The sequence below is a fragment of the Patescibacteria group bacterium genome (assembly GCA_016784145.1).
Classification (GTDB): domain Bacteria; phylum Patescibacteriota; class Patescibacteriia; order UBA2591; family UBA6264; genus BS150m-G65.
Genome location: JADHVF010000002.1, coordinates 11,788 through 33,606, shown reverse-complemented (window position 1 = coordinate 33,606; position 21,819 = coordinate 11,788). Strand labels below are relative to the sequence as shown.

General features: G+C 32.4%; 10 protein-coding genes. 1 reads left to right on the top strand and 9 read right to left on the bottom strand.

The annotated features are described in order from the left end of the window. Nucleotides 1-52: 52 nt before the first annotated feature. Genes ISS06_01315 through ISS06_01300 form a run of 4 tightly spaced genes read right to left on the bottom strand, consistent with a single transcriptional unit; the run spans nucleotide 53 to nucleotide 13,845 of the window. Nucleotides 53-9,796, bottom strand: coding sequence for a carbohydrate binding domain-containing protein (locus ISS06_01315; GenBank protein MBL7053828.1), 9,744 nt, complete (start codon nucleotides 9,794-9,796; stop codon nucleotides 53-55). A 14-nt stretch (nucleotides 9,797-9,810) separates the two neighbouring features. Then, on the bottom strand, nucleotides 9,811-10,527 hold the full coding sequence (locus ISS06_01310) for a hypothetical protein (protein ID MBL7053827.1): 717 nt from the start codon (nucleotides 10,525-10,527) through the stop codon (nucleotides 9,811-9,813). After that, nucleotides 10,494-11,354 (bottom strand): ribosomal RNA small subunit methyltransferase A, encoded by an 861-nt coding sequence (gene rsmA / locus ISS06_01305; GenBank protein ID MBL7053826.1) that lies wholly within the window; start codon nucleotides 11,352-11,354, stop codon nucleotides 10,494-10,496. The genes ISS06_01310 and rsmA overlap by 34 nt, the downstream gene beginning before the upstream one ends. 31 nt (nucleotides 11,355-11,385) lie before the next feature. After that, nucleotides 11,386-13,845 (bottom strand): leucine--tRNA ligase, encoded by a 2,460-nt coding sequence (locus ISS06_01300; GenBank protein ID MBL7053825.1) that lies wholly within the window; start codon nucleotides 13,843-13,845, stop codon nucleotides 11,386-11,388. A 58-nt stretch (nucleotides 13,846-13,903) separates the two neighbouring features. Here ISS06_01300 and ISS06_01295 point away from each other — a divergent pair, with 58 nt between their 5' ends. Beyond that, nucleotides 13,904-15,127, top strand: a complete 1,224-nt coding sequence (locus ISS06_01295; GenBank protein MBL7053824.1) for a LysM peptidoglycan-binding domain-containing protein — start codon at nucleotides 13,904-13,906, stop codon at nucleotides 15,125-15,127. Between the two features lie 266 nt (nucleotides 15,128-15,393). Here ISS06_01295 and ISS06_01290 read toward each other — a convergent pair whose 3' ends face one another. The 5 genes from ISS06_01290 to ISS06_01270 are packed head-to-tail and all read right to left on the bottom strand — an operon-like array spanning nucleotide 15,394 to nucleotide 21,817. After that, the gene (locus ISS06_01290; protein MBL7053823.1) at nucleotides 15,394-16,263 is read right to left on the bottom strand and encodes a PHP domain-containing protein; all 870 of its coding nucleotides are present in this window, start codon (nucleotides 16,261-16,263) and stop codon (nucleotides 15,394-15,396) included. An 8-nt stretch (nucleotides 16,264-16,271) separates the two neighbouring features. Further along, nucleotides 16,272-17,291: an aminoglycoside phosphotransferase family protein gene (locus ISS06_01285; GenBank protein MBL7053822.1), complete on the bottom strand. Its 1,020-nt coding sequence runs from the start codon at nucleotides 17,289-17,291 to the stop codon at nucleotides 16,272-16,274. 2 nt (nucleotides 17,292-17,293) lie between these two features. Beyond that, nucleotides 17,294-19,273: a UvrB/UvrC motif-containing protein gene (locus ISS06_01280; protein MBL7053821.1), complete on the bottom strand. Its 1,980-nt coding sequence runs from the start codon at nucleotides 19,271-19,273 to the stop codon at nucleotides 17,294-17,296. After that, on the bottom strand, nucleotides 19,270-20,358 hold the full coding sequence (locus ISS06_01275) for a hypothetical protein (GenBank protein ID MBL7053820.1): 1,089 nt from the start codon (nucleotides 20,356-20,358) through the stop codon (nucleotides 19,270-19,272). Before ISS06_01275 ends, ISS06_01280 begins: the two co-directional genes overlap by 4 nt. Beyond that, nucleotides 20,345-21,817: a glycogen synthase gene (locus ISS06_01270; protein ID MBL7053819.1), complete on the bottom strand. Its 1,473-nt coding sequence runs from the start codon at nucleotides 21,815-21,817 to the stop codon at nucleotides 20,345-20,347. Before ISS06_01270 ends, ISS06_01275 begins: the two co-directional genes overlap by 14 nt. Between the last annotated feature and the right edge of the window lie 2 nt (nucleotides 21,818-21,819).

The window sequence follows — 21,819 nt, the reverse complement described above, 5'->3', positions numbered from 1 at the left end:
GGTTTGAATTATGCTAAAAGGTCAGACCCATTTAAAAGGGGCCTGCCCTTGTTTACTGAGCGTATATTACTATTTTTCCGTTATAATCAACCCACCCTTGTGTGTCTGAACAATCAAAAACTCCATTTGTACACCAGCCCCAATTATCTTTTATCCTTACCCTTGGTTTGAAACAACAAGCATTAGTCAGCCCCCCGCAAAAACTAGAATTCCACCCCAAACTACCAGAACCAACACAAGTATAAATACGGTTAAATACATATGGTTCGTCAATACACCCATCTGATGAATCTCCGAAATTAGTATTATCGCAAGTAATTTTATGATTTTTAGCTGTTACATTATGTTGTTCAATCCCCATCTCAGACCCTGTGCCTAGCCAGTCAATTTCGATTTCCCTGACTGGCATTTGGTTTTCATTGGCCCAAGCATAAAACTTTAATGTAGCCGGATAAGCTGCCGTGCGTGCAACATCAGCATCACTAGAATCACCAATGGTAATTTCTCCCTCTATTTCTGACATGGAAGCAACCTTGGGAGCATTGATTGTATTTGTTGCCGTCTCTGTATTATCCCATGATGTACCAGCTTGTTCAATATAAGCACTTCCATTCCAATGATATTCATTTCCTGACACAGCAAATAATTGCTTTAAAATACTGGTGCCATTATGAATAATTGTGCCAGCCAAAGTGATAGGATATCTAGCGAGCAATGTTCCTGGAATTGTGTAAGAAATATTTATATTACAATCATTTCCAGCCCAATCAGCATGTGGTAGAATTATTTGTGAATCAAGGGCAAGGGATCCTAAGTTGCCATAAAACTCACAACCATCTCCATGATTAATACCACCCACTGCTGACTCATTATAAATAACATTTGTAAAAGCTTTAGCATCATTCCCAGCAGGGATAGCAATAATCTTGTTACACCTATGTTCTACAACTTCTTCAGGAACAGGGGTGGATCCATAATCAAGAACAGGATATGTTATAGCAGAACCATTATTATCTGAAAACCAACCAGAATCACCATTGCCATTCCTAGTACAATGCACATATCTCCAAAACTGACTATGCGATCCTTGCCAACCACACCACTGGTCATCATCCCAATTCTCTCCCTTTGTTTCACTAAGAGTGTAATTACTGTCACAATTTGAAGAGGAAGGTCTAGGATTATTAGCACAACCATACCCATCTTCATAACGTGTTTCTTCATAAATCTCGCCTCTATATTCCCATCTGTCAGAAGCATCTATGCAAAAATATTCTGTCTCTCCTTCATATCCGGCTGAAGAAACCTGATTGAAAACATCTGGGTCACCCATGCCAGCACCAGGCCACCAAGTAACACAAGCCCCTAAATCTCCAGCACCTTCCTTTGTATCATCTAATTCAATACAATAATCTCTTAATCCAACCACTTTTTGACCCTCTCCTCTATTAACACAAGACCCTGCAATGCTGTCACAATCAGTATCACTAGCGCATGTTCCCCCCTTGTTGTTCCCGCTAATACAGGCCTTTGAAGGTGCAGTGCCAAAAGTTGAATCAGCGTAATTATAATAAAGATTCATGCCACCATATTTAACTTTTAAATATGAACACTGACAATCAGAATAATCTCCCGAACTTGAATTATCGTTACATGAATTCACTCCTTGATATAAGACATTTTTGTCCTCTTTTTCCCAATTTTTGAAAGGAGAGTCCTTTTCAGGAAATAATCTGCATGTTTTATCTAAAGTTGAATCATTGCCATCTATACCATCTTCTATACCATCTTTGTCTTTGTGGGTTAGTTCATAACCATCTGTGTCTGTTCCCGTGAGAAATAATTTTTCCAAGGGATAAACATTATGTAATGAATGTCCTGAATAATCCATGCCCGAGAAAGAAATATCCCTATTTTTATAAACATCCTCTGTTAAAACAACTTCCTCTGGCTCTACAAATCTGACACATTCTGTTGCCTCTCCCGAGCTTATCAATTGATTGCATCTTCCCATGAACTGACAAACATCCCTATATGCCCCTAAATTAGCATCCCATTCTTGATTAGAGCTAATACAAGTAAGCCACTCTCCACAAATTCTATCCCTATCAACTTTTAAAATTAGATTGGTATCATTTCCAAGCTGATTGTTTGGCAAACAATATTTGCAATAATCTGTTGACTGATTAATTTCTTCTTCACAATCAATTACTGGCTCTGGCGAACAACTAATCGCATCAACCAAAGCTCCTGGAGGAGTTTGTTCTGACGACTTCTGATAAGTTGCAAAAGAATTATAGTATGAATTAATTTCCCCATCCATATTTATATCGCTTGAATTTTGTAAGAGAATATTTCCTTTTTTTAATGAAACAGAAGTAGCTTTATCTAATTTATTATTATCAATGTAATAATATTCTGCAAAAGAAGAAGGAGACAAAACCAAGCCAGTGACGTAAGCATCTACCTCATTATTTACATCTGGTTCAAAATAAACGCGTGTAGAAGACGGATAACTCACAAAAACACTTTTTTTAATCCATTGGTCATTGCTTTCAGTACTATCTATGGAAACTATTTCTTCGTCTGGTTTTGATAAATCACCGAACTTCACCGTGCCTTTCCTAACAAAAGCATAAATACTATAAAAGGCCGGACCATTATAAGAAAACTCTCCTCCAGTCGGACTACCAATATCTCCTATGAAGCCGGCTTCAGTAGAAACAGGACTATTAGTATAAACATGATATGCATTTATCATTCCCGAAGGCAATTCAACTGAAACGCTGTCAGAATGTGAAAAATTACAAGAAGAATCTTGTACTTGAGTACAAGTGCCCGTCTGGGCATCACAAAAATTATTAGTAGTGGATTCACAAGGTGATGGTGATGAAGTGTCACAATAGCCATTATATTCTCCATTTAAAATACAAACATCAAACCCGCAAACATTCCCGTAATCATAAGTACATCTATTATCTCCGCCTTCAAAACATTCTATGTTTGAATTTGTATTACAAGTGCCAACTCTCTGACATGGTACATCTGTAGCACAAGTATCTGTTCCAAAAGGATCACAAGAGCCAAAATCTCGAATACAAACACTATTAACAGGACATGTACAAGCATCTCCCCCATAACAACCAGTTGTTCCTCCGGTACATGATTGCACAAAACTAAAATTATCTGAATCGTTATAACAATTATTATAACCCTGTGAACAAGTTCCAAAAACACATTCTTGAGAACCCTTCCCAACACAATCATCGTCTGAAATACAACTTTCCTCTACGGCAAATTTACAATGACCTGTTGCGACAAATGTAGAAGCATCACATGACTGAGAAATATTACCATCACAATCAGAATTACTATTACAAGCTGTACCTGTATAATAACAATCATCATAATAACAACTATCATTAACAGTAGGGCATTGATTGTTGTTTGGGTCACAAGCACTGTTATCATATTCACATGCCCACTCTGTTGGAGTATCACTTGGTATATTACAACTATTATCACCTGAAGAACAATCTGCCCCAGTGCTACATTCAAAAGAAGCATTGCCTCCACAAACAAGGACATTTGTACAAGTTCCCGTGGATGTAGTTGTATTACAGCCACTATCATCAGTACAAAAACTATTATCATGACTGCAATATGAATTACTACCTTCGCAAGGCCCAGTACCAAAGCACTCTGTTCCAAAAAGATCACAAGTCCAAGATTCGCAAGCTGTGTTAGAATAACAAACATTGTTTTCATTACTACCAACCCCACAAATACCAGTTGATACTTGATCAACAACTTCAACTTGCCAACTTGGATTATTATTAAAACTATCAAACCAACCATCTGGATGATTATCGTCATCATATCCAACATCTTCGTTAGCAAAGTCACTATTATTTATTAAATTCTTTGTTCCGCCACCCCAACCAGGGTCAACAAATTCAGTACACCCAACTTGTTTCTTTGGACAAATACCAACATAATTATCATAATTTTCTTGACCTGGAAAATAAATGCCATAAGTAAGGTCATCTATTATGTATGGTCCCGTATTTTCGTAATAACAAGCTTGGTCTGTGTCTTTTTTAAACCAGCCTGATTGATTATTTCCATTAATTGTTTTGGTTTTGTATTCACATAGTTTTGCTTGCTTGATTGGGTCTTTGAAATAATAATTATCAGAATATGCTTCACACCCAACCCCGTCAACATCACATAAAACCATGCTCTTGGATTTATAGTTATCAGGATTATTTTTAATAAAAACATCTGACCACATACTAATAGACCCATCATCTTCGATTTCTGGCAGGCCTAATCTTTCACACCCTTTATTGTTTTCATGACAATAGTTTTCTTTTTCAACAACATAATACTCTGTCTTGTCTGCTAAAATTGTTATTTCATCATTATCTGCTCCTGCTTGATTAAATTGCCATTCAAATGGATATGAATAATTTTGAGTATTAATATAACCCGCACAACCAACTGCTTGTTCAGGGCACATTTTACTAAATTGTTTGAAATAATGCTCATCATTATTAGTATCAACATATTTAGCACAACCAATCATATATCCCTGGCTATAATTTCCCTGATAATCAATATCACAAGAACCCTGAGTTGACCATGAATCATTTATCAAATAAATATTATCATCGATTTGCTCTAAAATAACATTGTCAATATAAAAATCACTAGTTGCGAAAATATTAAGTTTTTCATCATTAGATGGAGTAGTTGAAAAATAGAATGGCCCAAACCTCATATTCTGCCACTCATTAACTAAACTAATATTTTGCTCTATTCTATCAGTTGAAGTAAAATAAACCTCTATGGGATCACTTGATGCTGTTTTAATCCAAAAAGATACAAAATAAATTTTATCTTTTTGAGTCAAGCCAGCCACTGAACGCTTTAGTTCTCCGGCTCCATTATTTTTTAAAGAATAACCGGAAAAATTATCTGTTTCTGAAGAAAGGTCACCAGTAGTCCATTGCCCCGTACCAGCTGTAAAATCATCTGAAAAAACAGAATTAATATCACCTGCTAAAGGCCCTTTGTATTCCTTGCAACCATTGTTTTGAGAACTACACATTTCTCCTTGTGACGGCATAGCCATGTAAATGGCTTGATTAATACTTCGTCTGAATGGATAACATTCTTCCGAACAAGTAATGGTATTTTTATATAATCTATAATAAATTTGCCCTGCCTCATTATAAAACTGCTTGCAATAAGGATTAGTGGCTGCATGGTCTTCGTTCCAACAATTTCCCCAAGAACTTGGAGGAGAGGTTGAAACTTTTTCCGGACCATTGTCAGTGTCAATTTTTAGATAATATTTTTTTAACTGAAAGCCACTTGTTTCAGACCCAATCCAAGTATAAAAATACCCGCAAGTATCAGAATCTGGTGGCATTATCTCGTCTGAATTACTATCAATAATTGCCCTTGCTTGTTCATCTGTTTTTACACATTGTCTTAAATAAGAATAATATTCCGTCCCTTCTCCGCCCTGATTCAGTGTATCTAAATTAGTAAACTCTTCACACCCTGGCACATAACATCCCTGGGCCGTTGATGGGATAAAGCTTTTCCAATCAACATTAATATCAAAATTGGTTGGTATTTGCCTAAATGTTTCATACCCAACACACTCAGGAGCACATTCATCTTCTCCTCTTTTTACGGCCGAGAAAGAAACATTATTACTTATATTAGTGTAAATCTCGCAACCAATATCTTTGGCATCGCATTGCTGGGCATAGCCATCACAATCCAAATTATCTGCCTCATCATAAACACTGCATGTTTTCCATTCCCAATCCCAATTGCCATTACCATCTTCTACCCATTGTCTTTGCTTGGGAATTGTCTTAAAATACTCCTTAACTCCTGAACCATACTCTTTATAAGCCGAAGACAATGCTCCATATTCTAGTTGAATATTGTCAAAATAAACCTTGCCATTGCCATACATAATAGGAGCAATCCAGACATAATTCATGTTATCAGGAGCAACTACTGTTTGAGAATGTTCTTGCCATTCATCAAGGTAATCAAGTATAATTATTGTCTCTCCTTTATTGCCAATGTCATAATTGTCTCCGTCTTCATCCCAATAATAATTAACAGTGGCAGTCGAACCAGTCCCCGTGACAGGAGTGATTATTTTTATTTTAGCAGAAATAGTATATTTTTGCCCTGGTAATACAGAAACTCTTTGCCATGCTCCTGTATAATCCCCCATATCATCTCCATTAGAATGGACAAACTCATAACCAAATAATCCATCAAAAGCTGCATCCTCAGTAAGAACTTCGTCTCCTTCCCACTTTTCTATCCATCCATCAGCAATATCATCAGCATTCTTGTCAAGTTCAAACCCACTATTTGGAATTAAATTTATATTTTCTCCTAATTTAATGTATTCATTACAACCCTGTTCTTCAATTTTACAATCTTCTGCTTTTAAATTAAAAAATATTGCATTGTCATCATCATATTGAGAATAATCACTCTTGCCATCTGGATAAGATGAACTACCTGGCTCTACGCAAGCCCATTTTCCATCAGACCCAATATCATTGTCCCAAACAGAACAATACCAATTACAACCATTGTCATTTTCCGTACAAGTTTCAAAATCTATTGTATTGCTAACATAAAAGGCCTGTTTTTTATCTGACAAACGAACATATGTTTCACAAGAAGCATATTGTTTGTCACAAGCAGTTCCATTAAACTGCCAAACATTTTTCTCTCTAGTACAATATGCCCAAGTATCACAATTGCCATCCTGGTCTTCGTGTATGCAATCCTTTAAGTCAACACAAGTTTCTTGTCTTTGGTTGCTATTTTTTAATGGAATAGCTGAATAGCCCATTAAATCACACTGATAAGTAGAGGCCTTTAATACCCAGTCAGGGTCAACTAAATGACAAAAAGGCGAGGCAGATTCCCATGAGTAATCATTAGGAATATTATTGCCTTTTACAAAATTTACCTGGTCAACATAAACAGTGCCCGTGCCACCATTATTAAATATAAGTAGCATGGTGCAATCAGTTGCATCATTGTGAGTTGTAAAAGTTCTATAAAGCTGTTCCCATGATGAGCTAGCAGAAGAAATGCTTGTGTCACCAGCATCAGTCGTATAATTAAAGTTTCCGCCAGAATCAGAGTGACAATGGAGAGAAAGATTAAAACTGCCCGTATTTATTGCCTCTGCTTTTACCATTACCGAAACAGTGTACTGGGTGTTTGGCTCAATGTCATAAGGCTCATGGCCGATTCCATAATAAGCATTTGCTGTATGTGTTGAATTTATTTTATAAGAAAAAGAACCGTGATAATATTCATTATCTACACTTTCTCTTGTTCCTGTCCCGTCACTATCATTCAAAAACCAATTACCTGGCACACTTTCCCCTGTTTCAAAACTCCCATTTAAGTCAATTGTTGAACAGGTGCCAATAGAATTTTCTACATTAAATCCATTAACAATTGATCTTAATTTATATTCCTGGTCACCCATGGTTTGATTATATATTTTTTCAGCCGCTATTTCCATGCCTAAAGGAAAAATTCTATATCTTCTTAATTTTTTAAGATTAGCATAACTAAATAAACTACTAGTATCTCCTGGACTACCAACACTAGCACCAGGATTAAGCAAATTTTCATCCAAGGCCTCCCCAATAGTCATTTTGCCTTCAATTGCCTCAATCATATTACTATCAATCAAACAATTAGTTGGCAATTCATACGAAGGATCATCCAAACAAACAGCAAATTCGTCATAAATGCTCATTTTTCCACCCTTGCGCATTGGAGCTGATTTTAGATCTGAAAAATCATCTCTAATATCTTCAAGGTCTGGAACAACTGGTGGTTCATCTTCTCCTTTATCTAAAAATGGCTTGGTTCTATCTGCTTCAACAGTTGGATTAAACCCTTCTTCAAAAATTCTTTCCATCAGTTTTTTCATTAAAGTGCTAGAAAAAATATTGAAAGCATCTGCCAAAGCTGCTCCAGTATATTGTTTATAAGTGGCCGAACCTTCTTTAATAGCTGTCCTGGTTGATTCATCAATATATATTGATGGTGTTTTAGTTATTCCAGAAATATTAGTACTAACATCGTTCATCCTGCCTTGCAAGTTCTGAAAAAACTTAGATTCTTCCATGGCTTTGGCTTGTTTATCAAAAAAATCTGATTTCATTTTAATGGTTGCCCCAATATCACTTCCTTCTGAAGATGTAACTCTACGAACCTCGTCTAATGGGTCTGTCTCTGGAAGGTCTTCTTCTTCTTCAAGCGCCTTGTGTGTCTCTGTAATCATGTCTTCTAAAGTGGCATACCAATCTGCTATTTTTTTAGCATAAGTATTCATTCTTTTAGAATAAGTAATTACATCTTGATAATGTTCGTTTGAATCGTTACCAAAAGCTAACGCAGAAAGAGTAGGACAATGTTCTGAGGCATAAAAATCATCTGAACTTTCTTTAGCACATTTAGCTGGATAAGTTGTCCACCAACCAAGATAATTCTCATTATCTTTTGATGAATCTATTTCCCATCCCTTGTTTTCTTTTTTTAGTCCCCAAACTCCTTTTTTTAGTCCTGATGTAGGATCAGGAGTTTCATCAATTAATTTTTTTAAATCTTTTATTACATTCTTAATTCTTAAAGATTTGTCAATGCTAATATAGTTTTTAGACCATTTATCAATGTAAAGAAATTTTTCAACAAGATTATTTATTTCATCCTGTAGTTTATCGCAATATTCTGGGTCATCTTGGTTTGGACATTTTTCGTTTCTTTCTGCTTGTTTATCTTTTCTTATTTGTTCTACTTCTTCAAGTTTTTTAGTGCACCAACCTGGATTGCCATCCTTGTCTTGAACAGCACATTCATAAGCATTAATAATTTTTTCAAATTCATCTTGAATATTGCTTAATTTGTCAATAATATTTAATAAATCTTGAGCCCCATCATTTACCCATCTGCCAAAATTGTTCCTCTCATCGACAGAAAAACAAGTATTATCACAATTTGATGAAGTGCAATTTTCTTTACATTCACATTTTAACATTCCCCAGACAAGTTTTCCTCTTTTATCACAAACAAAATTCCCATCTGCTTTGTTTATGGTTGTGTCATTAACAATAGCAACTTTTATATCGGTTTTAAATTTTTTTGGTTTTCCTTCTTTTACACCTGCTGAAAATTCAAAAAGCTTCTTACTAGAGGCCTCTTTAACTCTTTCGTTAATTCTACTTAATGGACAGATGTCCATTTCGTTTTCCTTAAATTGCTGTTCCTTGTATTTTGTATCAACCGATACCAGCATATTAAATCTAATAGTAGGGTCAATCGGGTCGCATAAACTTTTTACTCCCAACCCTTCTTGGGCCACCTCATTAACAAGTGTTCCTAATAAATTATCTCCCATCTTAGACCAATAAGTAGGGTCGCTTATAAAGGCTGGTTTTTGACCCTTGCCTCCCGTGGCAACATATTCTGCGCTTTGTCTAGCCATCTCGCCTAAATAAAGATTTAATCCTTGCTTAAACACAACCGCCGTAAACTGATGTTTACTTTCTTCCCATAATGCTTCACCAATCTTCCAAACATACTCTCCTACACTAGAAAAAAAATGCCCTATTGTCGCCCATTCATCTCCTAAGGCCAATACTTGTCTTGGTGCAAACAAAGTAAAACAAAAAACAATCACTAATATTATTAAAAATATTTTTTTCATTTGAGAATTCATAATTTAAAAAATTATTAAGGGGTCAAAAGAGTTTGTAAAAACATTGTCTCCAAAATATTGTCATCTAATTTATTTAACATCTGCTCATCAACTCCTTGATTTATTAAAATTTGCCTAAGTTCTGGAATAGTTAAATCAGAAGGTTCCGAAGCTCCTTGACTAAATGGCTTGGCTTGATTTATGTTTTCTAAATCAATACCTGTTTCTTGTTTAGCTTCATTATACAAGTTTATTAAAGTTTTGTCATCAAACATTTTCACAACATCCTTGTTTATTCCAATTGAGTCAATCAAAAACTCTCTTATTTGTTGATTTGTAATTTTTTGAATTAACTGATCTTGTTCTGTTGGCAAAATGTCTATGATTGTATCCTCTTCGTTCTTATCTTGATTCTCTTTAACTACCCCTAAAAACGACATTGCGTCCAAGGGGTCTGTACCAATATCAATTTCATCTTTATCAGTGACTCCATCACTATCAGTGTCTGCTAAATAAATTGAGGTATTGTAAGTATATTGTTCATCAAAGTCAAGCAAGCCATCACTGTCAGTATCTTGATTAATAATTGCTTGTGTTTTAATATTTTTTACTTGTGCTTCTTCTGATTGGTCAACCCAAGTAGACGGAGAAAAAATAGTTCCCTTTATCTGAACATAGGCCAATAAAACAAAAAGCATTGTTAAGATGCTTAAAAATATTAACTGTCTTTTAGTTGTGTTTTTTTTAGACATATATTGGTTAATTCAATCCATTTAGAAACTGCTAATTCTTGAGCTCTAATCTTTGGATTTATTTTAATTTTTTTAAACAAATCTACTCCTTGCTCTTTACTTATAATACCATATTTAAATAAATTGTTAAGTAAATATTTACGAGGAGAAGTGAATCCCGCTCTAACTATCTTAAAAAATTCTACTGGCGTACTTTTTAATTGCCAATGTTTATCACAATAAGGACATAATTTGATTATAATTGAATCAATACTTGGTTTTGGATAAAAATTATTCCTACCTACATTCGCAATAATTTGAACATCAGCCCAAAACTGGACAAAAACAGATAAAAACGACATTTTGGGGGGATTGGCCACTATTCTTTCTACAACCTCTTTTTGGAGCATTACTATAATTATCTCTGGCTTGATTGGCTCTAGTAATATTTTTTTTAAAACAAACCCAGTAATATTATATGGCAAGTTGGCTATAATTTTATATTGTTTGCCTTGTTTTTTAATTATCTCTTCCCAACATTTCTCGTCCAAAATACTATTAGAAATAACTTCTATATTGTTGTAATTTTTTATTTCTGATTCAAGAATCTGAATTAAGTTTTTATCAATTTCTACTGCCATAACTTTTTTCGCATGGTCTGCTATTTTGCTTGTTAAAATGCCTGTACCGGCTCCGATTTCTAAAACAATATCTTTGGATGTTATGTCTGCCTGTTTTATAATTTTAACTACTATTTTTTCATTAATTAAAAAATTTTGCCCTCGCCTGCGCAAGGGTTTAAATTTATTAGTATAAAATAAATTTCTAGTATGTTTATACAATGACATGTTGATAAATAATAATTAATAATCAGCAAAATTACAAAACAAAGTTAATTATTTTATCTGGAACAAATATTATTTTGCTTGCCTGCTTGTTTTTTAAATATTTTTGAATTTTTGCTTCTTGCTTTGCTAATTTTCCTGCTTTTTGCTTTGATAAGCCAGCATCTACTTTTATAATATGCCTGAACTTGCCATTAATCTGAATAATCAAATCTATTTGTTTTGATTTTACTAATTCTAAATCATGTTTCGGCCATTGTTCTTGAAAAATGCTATCTATGTCTGAAATATCAGAATTTATTTTATGCCATAAATCTTCTGACAAATGCGGAGCAAAAACAGACATTAATAATATTAGTATTTTAATAGAATCAATCATGTCTTTTGAGCCACAAACATTGTCTTGTTTATTGTATTCCAAAAGATTATTAACATATTCCATTAAACAAGCAATAGCTGTATTAAACTTAAGGTCCTCAATATCTTGACTCACTTTTTTAATTGTTTGATGTTTTATTTGCTCTAAATTTTTAATCACTTGCTCATCTGAGTTTATTTGGCTATCTTCTAAATTTGATTGAGTCAGCTTTATAATCTTCATTAAAAATCTATCAATGCCATCAATTGTTTTTGAATCCCATGCAATTGCTTGGTCAAATGGCCCCATGAACATTTCATATACTCTTAATGCGTCAGCGCCATGATTTTTAATAATATTGTCTGGATTAATTACATTGCCTAAACTTTTACTCATTTTTACTCCCCCTTCTCCTAACACCATTCCGTGTGAAATTCTGGCTTGATATGGCTCTTGGCAAGGAACAACGCCTATGTCATACAAAAATTTGTGCCAAAACCGAGAATAAAGCAAATGTAAAGTTGTATGCTCCATGCCACCATTATAAATATCAACTGGTAACCAATATTTTAACTTTTTAAAGTCAGCTAACTGACTGTCATTATTAGGGTCAATATATCTTAAAAAATACCAACTTGAACCAGCCCAATTTGGCATGGTATCTGTTTCTCTTTTGCCCGGCCCATTGCATTTAGGGCATTTAACATTTACCCATTCTTTAATTTTTGCCAAAGGAGATTCTCCTGTTTCAGTTGGTTCGTATTCTTTTACTTTTGGCAAAATAACTGGCAAATCTCTTTCATCAACCAAAACTGCTTTACATTTTTCACAATGGATAATTGGAATTGGCTCGCCCCAATAATGTTGTCTTGAAAAAACCCAATCTCTTAGCTTGTAGTTAATAATTGGTCCTCCTTTTTTATTTTTTGCCAACCATTTGGTGATTTGCTTAATTGCTTGAACAGATGTCAACTTATCAAACTCTCCTGAATTTATTAAATTTCCATAATCCGTATAGGCTTGTTTAAAAACATCCCCCCCCTTAATAACTTCTATGATTTCCATATTATGCTTTTTAGCAAAGACATAATCTCTTTTATCATGAGCCGGGACGACCATCACAGCTCCCCCACCATACGAGGAAATAACATAATCAGCCATCCAAATTGGTACTTTTTTCTGACTAACTGGATTAATAGCAAAAACTCCTTTTAAAATAACTCCTGTTTTAGTTTTATTAAGGTCTGTCCGTTCTAAGTCACTTTTTTTACTTGCCTGTTTAATATAGTTTGCAACTTGATCCCAATTTTTAATCTGAGATTTCAGTTTTCCAATTATTTTATGTTCTGGAGCCAACACAAGAGATGTGACCCCAAAAATAGTATCTATTCTAGTTGTGAAAACCTCTATGTCTATGTTTTGTTTATCTATTTTAAATATTGCTTGTGTGCCTTTACTTTTTCCTATCCAATTAATTTGTTGTGATTTTATTTTATCTAAATAATTAACTCCATCTAAATCTTTAATTAATCTGTCAGCGTATTTTGTTATTTTAAGCATCCATTGTTTTTTTTCTTTCTTGACTGTGATGGACCCACATCTTTCACATTTGCCAGCTATCACCTCTTCATTAGCGAGCCCAATTTTACATTTTGAACACCAATTAATTGGAATTTTATCTTGGTAAGCCAATTTATTAATAAACAATTTTGAAAATATCCATTGAGTCCACTTATAATAAGCTGGCGAAGTGGTATTGATTTCTCTTGACCAATCAAAACTCATGCCCAGGCTTTTTAGTTGCCTTTTAAATAATTTTACATTTGCAGCAGTTATTTCCATGGGATGAATTTTTGACTTAATAGCATAATTCTCGGTTGGCAAACCAAATGCATCCCACCCCATTGGATATAAAACATTAATTCCTTGCATTCGTTTTTTTCTTGCTAAAATATCAAGAGCAGTATAACCTCGTACATGCCCAACATGCAATCCATCTCCAGATGTATATGGAAACTCAACTAAAATATATTGTTTGGGTTTATCTGTATTAAAGTCCTCTGCTTTATAAATATTTAACTTATCCCAAACCGCTTGCCATTTTTTCTCTATTTTTTCAAAATTATATCTCTGCATAACATGTTAATAACTTATATTGATTATTATTAGATATGTTTTATAATATGAACTAGCTATGAAAACAAAAACCATTGTAGATAATAGCACCAAATTTCTATCTAATCAAGACAATGTCTTAAAAAGAATAGGACATACTGTTGTTTTGACATTTGTTTATATTCATCAAGCATTAACAAGGCATAATATAAACACAATTTTTTCCAAGAAAATATTAATTCTTGGAATTATTTTTATTTTTTCAATGTTTTCTTATTCAGAGGTTAATGAAGTTTATAAAAATTCTTTTAACAATAGTCTATTTTTTTCTTTTATAGACAAAGAACAAAAAATTATTACTGAAAATACATTGCCTGAAATTAAATTACCAGTGAAAGCAGGAACAGAACCCGACTTTAAAATAGCCGCCATTAGAGAGAAAAACAATTCACCTGAGTTAATCCTATCTCTTAATAACTCTGCACTAATCTCAACTGAAGTTGACTTAGATATGTCCCAACCATTAACTAGAACTAAAGTTGAAAAATATATTGTTCAATCAGCCGATACCATAATAAGCATTGCTGAAAAATTTGGCATCAGCGTTGATTCAATTTTATGGGAAAATAATCTAACCCTATATACAGCTAGATTTATCAAACCAGGCGAAACATTAATGATTCTGCCTATAAATGGATTAAGACATAAAGTAAAAAATGGTGATACCATAGACACAATTGCTAAAAAATATAAAACATCATCCCAAATCATAATTGAGTTTAATAATTTAGCTGACTCTGGAGATATATTTATAAATGACGAAATACTTATTCCAAATGCCATCAAGCCAAAACCAAAGCCAAAACCACGCAAAATTGTTCCAAGAGCAACCCAAGAAGATGTTCGACTAGTTGAGACCCCGTCAAGCTATAAGACTTGGGCCTATAGCTCAAAGAGAAAATGCCATCGATTTTATCCAGGACAATGCACTTCATGGGCTGCTTATAAATGGGCAACTGAACTTGGAGTTTGTACTACTTGGGTTGGACATGCCAAAAGTTGGATGGGGAATGCCAGGAGTAAGGGATTTAAAATTGGGACAACTCCTAAAAAAGGAGCAATTATTTTATTAAAAGAATCTGGCTGGGCAGCCAGAATATATGGACATGTTGCTTATGTTGAGTCATTTGATGATAAATATGTTTATTTTTCAGAAATGAACTTTAAGGGCGCCTGGAAAGTAACTCATAGAAAATACAAACTTGACAGCTGGCGAGTGCTTGGCTATATATACCCATATTAATTACTGATTACTGATTAGCACTCTACTTAGGGGCAAGGCCTCTAAGTAACTCTACTTAGGGGTAAGGCCTCTAAGTAGATATTAATTACTGATTACTGATTAGCACTCTACTTAGGGGCAAGGCCTCTAAGTAAATAATTACTGATTACTGATTAGCACTCTACTTAGGGGCAAGGCCTCTAAGTGACTCTACTTAGGGGCAAGGCCTCTAAGTAAAAAAAAAGGGGCCCTAAGCAAAAAAGAGGGCTCTTTTATAACTAAAACACTTAAAATATTTTAGTAAAATCTGGATGATTAGTTATTTTAAAATAATCCCATGGACTATTAACAACAAACCCCCATTCTTTTGGAACATGTCCGTGAAAATCACTGCCAATTGTAATAATTAATTTGTTTTGCTTGGCAAATTTTTGCCAATGCTCCATTTCAGCCCACGAATGATGTGAGCTTATTGCCTCTATGCCATCAAGTCCCATGCTTTTTAACTCTAAAACAATATCATCTTCATGCCAAAAAAAATGTTGCCCTGGGTGTGCCAAAACAATTGTTCCGCCAGCAGTTTTAATTAACTTGATTGCCTGCCTAACTGGTATTTCAGCTTCTTTATAAATTCTGCCGTATTCTTGAAATAAATATTTATTTATAATCTCAGTAATGGGAATAATCATGCCTTTTGTCCAGCCAAAATCCTGTTTTATCCTTTCCCAATTATCTCGATTATTTTTGAGCGCTTCAGCCAGATGAACAGAACCAATATAAGCAGATTTATTATCTAATATATCTGTGTTTTTTATTTTCCAACCATTGTTTTTTAAAATTTTAATTGTTTTTTTTATTTGAATAATATGTTTTTTTTGTAAGTTTTTAAAAGTTGATTTTATTTTCTTATTATGAACATCAAAATTATACCCTAAAAAATGTATGTGCTTGCCTTTGTAATGACTATAAATTTCTATTCCTGAAATGAATTTTAACTTATTTGCATGGCAAGCCACTGCAAACTCTTCAAGCCCGTCAATGCTGTTATGGTCTGTCAGACAAACAAAAGAAAGGCCATTTTGCTTGGCCTTAATTGCAATTTCTTTTGGAGAAAAAACTCCATCTGAATAATATGAATGTAAGTGTAAATCAATCATATAATGTATTATAATATTTGTTTTAATTTTTTACTAGCCCTGGTTATCAATGTATTAGCTCCATTTATTTTATTGTCCTTATTTCCTTCTACAAAGCAATGAATGGCGGCCATCTCTAATATTTTTTGAATCTCAAAATAAGTCAACAAAAATTCCTCTTGATGGGTTAAATTATTTTTAAAATATTTTTTTATAAAAACATCTCTTATTTTCTTTCGCCAACCCAAGAAGTCACTCATATAATAACGAAACATTGAATCATTTTGAGCTAAAAAACAAGCAACATCTTCTAATGGGTGGGCCCATGAACCCCAACAAAAATCAATAACACTAAAATCATCTTTGTTTTTAATCACATTGCCCCAATGAACATCTCCGTGAACAAATCTAAACTCATTATTATCAAAAAACTTTAAATTCTTTTGATTAACTGTCCAGAGGCCTTTTAATGTCTTTCTAAAAAATGGATAAACTTTTGGACAGCATTTTTTTGTTAAAAAAAACCAATGTCTCCTTTCTTTTATATCCTGTTTTCTTGTCTTTATAGGCAAAAAATCTGGTTTTCTAGAAATTTTATGCATTTTCCTTAAAAAATCAGCTATTTTAAGAGAAAAATCTAAATAAATTTCAGGATTTTTATCATTAAATAATCGTTCAAAAGATTGACCTGGAGATTCTTTATAAAAAAATATATTTAATGATTTGTCATAATACAAGGGAATAGGAACATTATTTATATTATTATCCCTTAACCATTTTATTGATTTATAATCCCTAAAAGGAATATCTTTATTATTATGTGCTCTAGCTCTAATTCTTATATTTCGCTTATTAGTTGTTATTTTATAAACCAAGCTTATATTTCTAAACTTGCCCATAAAATTTCTATTTAAATAAATTTTTATTTTTAAAATTTTTTCTTGCTTATTTAAAAATTTATTTTTATTTTCTTTAAAAAAAGAAAACATATATTCTTTATTAATCGTTTTCTTTATATTTATTTTATTTTTTAATTTAATAAAAATCATAATTATTTTTTGGAAACCCAATTAAATATTTTATATTTTATGCCTACTCCCTTGGATGAATACTTATATGGAACAATCGCAATCAGTTGATTTTGTTTATTTTTTGAAAAAAATATTGGTTTATATTGATTTTTTTCACATAAAACAGCTACTTTTAAATATTTACCCTGACTAATATCGCTTTGTTTTAATAATATTAAAAATTTATTCAATAAACTCTGAGCATTGATTGTTATTTTAAGTTTATTATTAAAATATTCATAATCACACTGCCCCTGACTATGATATTTTTTGTGTTTTTTAAACTTTAACAAGCTCATTGCATCCCATATTTTTGTACCAACATAATATTCGATATAATTAGATGGAACCTCACAAATATGAAAAACATTATACTTGTCTCTAAAAAAGCCCAAGGGATGAGATTCTTCTTTTTTTAAAAATGCTAATTTTATTTCATCAAAAAGTTGTTTTGGTTGTTTGGTTTGAAATTTTTTCTCATTAAAACTAACAAAATTCTCTTTTGCGAATTTTGAAAAATCTTGAACATCATATTCCCAATAATCTTTTAATGATGGCAAGTTTCTATGATTAGCCAAATCATCAACAACATGTAAAACATCAAATATGTCTGTATCTGCTTTTAATTTATAAATGGCATCCCTCCATTTAATCGCTTTTTCAAATTCCTTATTTTTAATTGCCTTGTTCATCTCGTCTTCAAATTCTAAAATCATTGAATTAAATTGACCAGCCAAAACTCTTTTCTTAAAAGATTTTTGTTTTAATGTTTTATATTCCTCTCTGTAAGCATTGCGAATTTTCCCCTGTCTTTGCCATTTAAAGGCCAACCCTAAAATCTGATTATAATAATCTTCTGCTATTGCTTGCTTGTTTTTAGGGATGGCTGTAATTGATAAAACCACCTTTTTTAAATCAAATGCTCCTTGCTCTATCATTTCTAAAGACCACCAAGGTCTAGCAGATGCCCACCAATACTGGTCGGAATGCAATGCCTTGTCTAATAACATTCTTGTTTTTTTGTAATGCTTCTGTTTTTTGGAAGCTTTATTTACCAATTCTATCACAAAATAAGTAAAATCCCACTGAAGCTTATGAATTGGATTTTTGGGGTCAGACCATAAACTAAAAGAATGTTTTTTTTCTTTTTTAAGCCAAAAATCTTGCTCTTCTGCAGACCAAGTACTAGGTCTAATTTTAATTTTTTCATTTACAGAAAATTCTTTTATTAATTTAGAAATAAAAACCTTGCTAATTTGTTTATCTTCATAAATCTCAAAAAGGAATTTCTCTAAACCTGGTCGATGATGACCAAAAGTTTCTGCATCCATTAATGTTAAAAGGTAGCGATTTTTATTTATTTCTTCGTGACCAAACTCACTAATAAAAGATTCCATATTTCTAGTAATTGCTGACAAAATCAAATTACTTGCCCTCTTGTCCCTAAAAACAACCTTGAGATTTTTAACATCTTTTATTTTATATATTTTTTGGAATTTTTGCTTCTCTAAAGCAGATAATTCTTCTAATAAAACCCAATCAAACCCTGCTTGTCTAATTGCTTTGCCAACCTTGGTATTATAAGCCATTTCTGGAGAAAAAAATCCTACTGGATTATAAACTTTTCCAAAATATTTTTTATTTGTTTTAGTGTTAATGTCAATTTGTCTTTTAATTTCTTTAACCGGCAAAAGAGGCAAAAAGGGGTGATATTTTGCTGAACCAACAAATTCAATTTGTCCTTTAATAGCACAATCTTTAATTTGTTCAATTATATCATTATAACCATTTTTAGCTAATAACTCAGTTAACCCTGCATTTATATTGAGATTTAATTTCATGCTAGGATTTCTAGCCAACCCTAACAAAATTTTTCTATAACTCTCGTTAACAACTCTTTCTAAAATATCTTTTTGTTGATTATATGGTTGATAAAAATGTAAAAAAAATGACCATTTCATATTAATAATTTAATAATTTCTTCAAACTGATTTAATCCTTTTTTGATTGGACTTTTACTCCACCAAGGGTTAGCAGATGCCCACCAATACTGGTCAGAATGCAGTGCCTTATCTAACATGTCCCTAGCTTGCTTATGGTTTGGATTATCTCTTGAATTTTTAACAATATTTAAAACCAAATAAGTAATTTTCCATTGCAGTTGATGTAACTTGTTTTGGTTGTTGTCCCACAAAGGATATGGTCTATCTTTTTTTATATCATCAATTTCTGTCGACCAACTAGATTTTATTGGAACAATTTTGTTTACCTGTTTATTATTCAATTGCTTTAAATATTCTGAAAAAAAGATAGTTTTAATTCTATTATCTTTTAAAATATTTTCCCAAACATCAATCAAAATTGCCTGATGATGCCCTAAACTTTCTCCATCAAAAGCTGTAACCAAAAACTCACTTGAGCGAATGTCTTGATTAACTGCTTGCCAAAATTTCTCAACTGAATCAAGCCATTTATGAAAAAATAACAAACTGAGACCTCTGTTTCTAAAAATTATTTTAAAAGGTTGATGTTGTTTATCAAAAAAATCTCTTAAAAAATATTGTTGGTCAAAGCAAACCTCTCCAAAACTATTATTATAAGCAATTTCATCTAATATAATCCATTTATATCCCAAGGATTTGATAATTCTAGCTGTTTTTTTACTATAAGCTAATTCTGGGAGAAAAAAACCTGTTGGATTATATGTTTTTCCAAAATATTTTTTATTAAAACTATTATTAAGTTTTATTTGTCTAATAATTTCCTTGGTTGGCAAAAGAGGCAAAATAGGATGATATTTAGCGGAATCAACAAATTCAATTTGCCCCTTAATGGCTAATTTTTTTAATCTATCCACAATCTCATCATATCCATTAACAATCAATTGTTCTGTTAGTCCAGCACAAATATTTATATTAACTTTTGTACTTGAATTATTTTCTAAAACAAACAAAATCTTTTTGTATGATTGTTCTACAACCTTATCTAAAATTTCTCTAGTTTGCCAAAATGGCTGATAAATATGTAATAAATTAACCCAATTCATGTCTTTGTTTTATAGCCCTCCTATATAATCCAATATATTTTTGTGCGGGGATTTTCCATGAATAGGACTCCTTCATTGCAACGCGAACAAGTTTTTTCCACTCTTTTTTATGCTTGTAATTTTCAACAGCTCTGGCAATGGCAAACAATAAATCTCTTGATGTATATGAATTAAAAACAAAACCATTTCCCTTGCCTGTCTCAGGATTATAATCAACTATGGTGTCCATTAGTCCACCAACTTCGTGAACAATTGGAATTGACCCATACCTTAAGCTTATTAACTGAGATATTCCACAGGGCTCAAACCTTGATGGCATTAAATAAATATCAGAAGCAGCATAAACCTTTCTACCAACATCTTCTTTAAAGGGTGTAATAAATAATAATTTTTTGGGATATTTGGCTGCTTGTTTTTTAAAAATACCCTTGTATCTGCTTCCTCCGCTTCCAATAATAGCTACCTGAATATCTGATTTTAACAAATAATCCAAAATCTTAACTATTAACCTAAATCCTTTTTGTTCTGTTAATCTGTTAGCCATGCCAATTAAGGGAATACTTGGATCAACTTTTAATTTATATTTTTTTTGCAAATATAATTTATTACTTGTTTTGTTTTGTAATGAATTAGCTCCATAATTAACATAAATATTTTTATCAAACTTAGGATTAAAGATATTGTAATCAACTCCATTTATAATCCCGTAAAGATCTTTTTCTCTTGCTTGTAAATCTTTCTCCAACTTACAACCAAATTCAGGAGTTAAAATTTCTTTAGCATAGCGCATGCTGACAGTATTTATAATGTCAGAATAAATAACTCCCCTTTTTACAAAATTAAGATGTTTTATTTCTTCCTCATCTTCTGCTGGGATTCCTTGGCCATTATCCAATTTATTTAAAGGTGTATTCCACCAATCCTCAGGTCCTTGATATAGTAAATTATGAATTGTAAAAATGACAGGAATATTTTTAAAAAGCAAATCCTTGTTATATTTTAATTTTAAATAATTTGGGACCAAACCAGTGTGCCAGTCATGACAATGAATAATGTTTGGATTTAATTTTAATACTTTTATTAACTCAATGCTAGCTAAACTAAATAGTAAATACTTTAAAGCTTTATCTGAATAGTTATACACATTGCGACTACCAACAGATTCAAATAATTTATTCTGACAAATAAAAAAAACCGGATATTTGTCCGGACAAATGATTTTTTTAATTCCAAATTTATAAATAATACCAGCAAAACTTACTGATATTTTTTGTTCTAAATTAATTACCTTCCATTTTTTTCTTCTAATAAAGCCGTAATATGGCGTAATTACTGCAACATTATGTCCTAGTCGCTTTAATGATCTAGGCAACGACCTAGTAACATCTGCCAGGCCTCCTGTTTTTGAATACGGAGATATTTCAGAAGATAAATGAATAATATTTAATTTCTTTTCCATAC

Excerpts from the sequence above, each read along its gene's own strand:
- ISS06_01315 (MBL7053828.1), bottom strand. The coding sequence starts at position 9,796 with ATGAATTCTCAAATGAAAAAAATATTTTTAATAATATTAGTGATTGTT.
- ISS06_01310 (MBL7053827.1), bottom strand. The coding sequence starts at position 10,527 with ATGTCTAAAAAAAACACAACTAAAAGACAGTTAATATTTTTAAGCATC.
- rsmA (MBL7053826.1), bottom strand. The coding sequence starts at position 11,354 with ATGTCATTGTATAAACATACTAGAAATTTATTTTATACTAATAAATTT.
- ISS06_01300 (MBL7053825.1), bottom strand. The coding sequence starts at position 13,845 with ATGCAGAGATATAATTTTGAAAAAATAGAGAAAAAATGGCAAGCGGTT.
- ISS06_01295 (MBL7053824.1), top strand. The coding sequence starts at position 13,904 with ATGAAAACAAAAACCATTGTAGATAATAGCACCAAATTTCTATCTAAT.
- ISS06_01290 (MBL7053823.1), bottom strand. The coding sequence starts at position 16,263 with ATGATTGATTTACACTTACATTCATATTATTCAGATGGAGTTTTTTCT.
- ISS06_01285 (MBL7053822.1), bottom strand. The coding sequence starts at position 17,291 with ATGATTTTTATTAAATTAAAAAATAAAATAAATATAAAGAAAACGATT.
- ISS06_01280 (MBL7053821.1), bottom strand. The coding sequence starts at position 19,273 with ATGAAATGGTCATTTTTTTTACATTTTTATCAACCATATAATCAACAA.
- ISS06_01275 (MBL7053820.1), bottom strand. The coding sequence starts at position 20,358 with ATGAATTGGGTTAATTTATTACATATTTATCAGCCATTTTGGCAAACT.
- ISS06_01270 (MBL7053819.1), bottom strand. The coding sequence starts at position 21,817 with ATGGAAAAGAAATTAAATATTATTCATTTATCTTCTGAAATATCTCCG.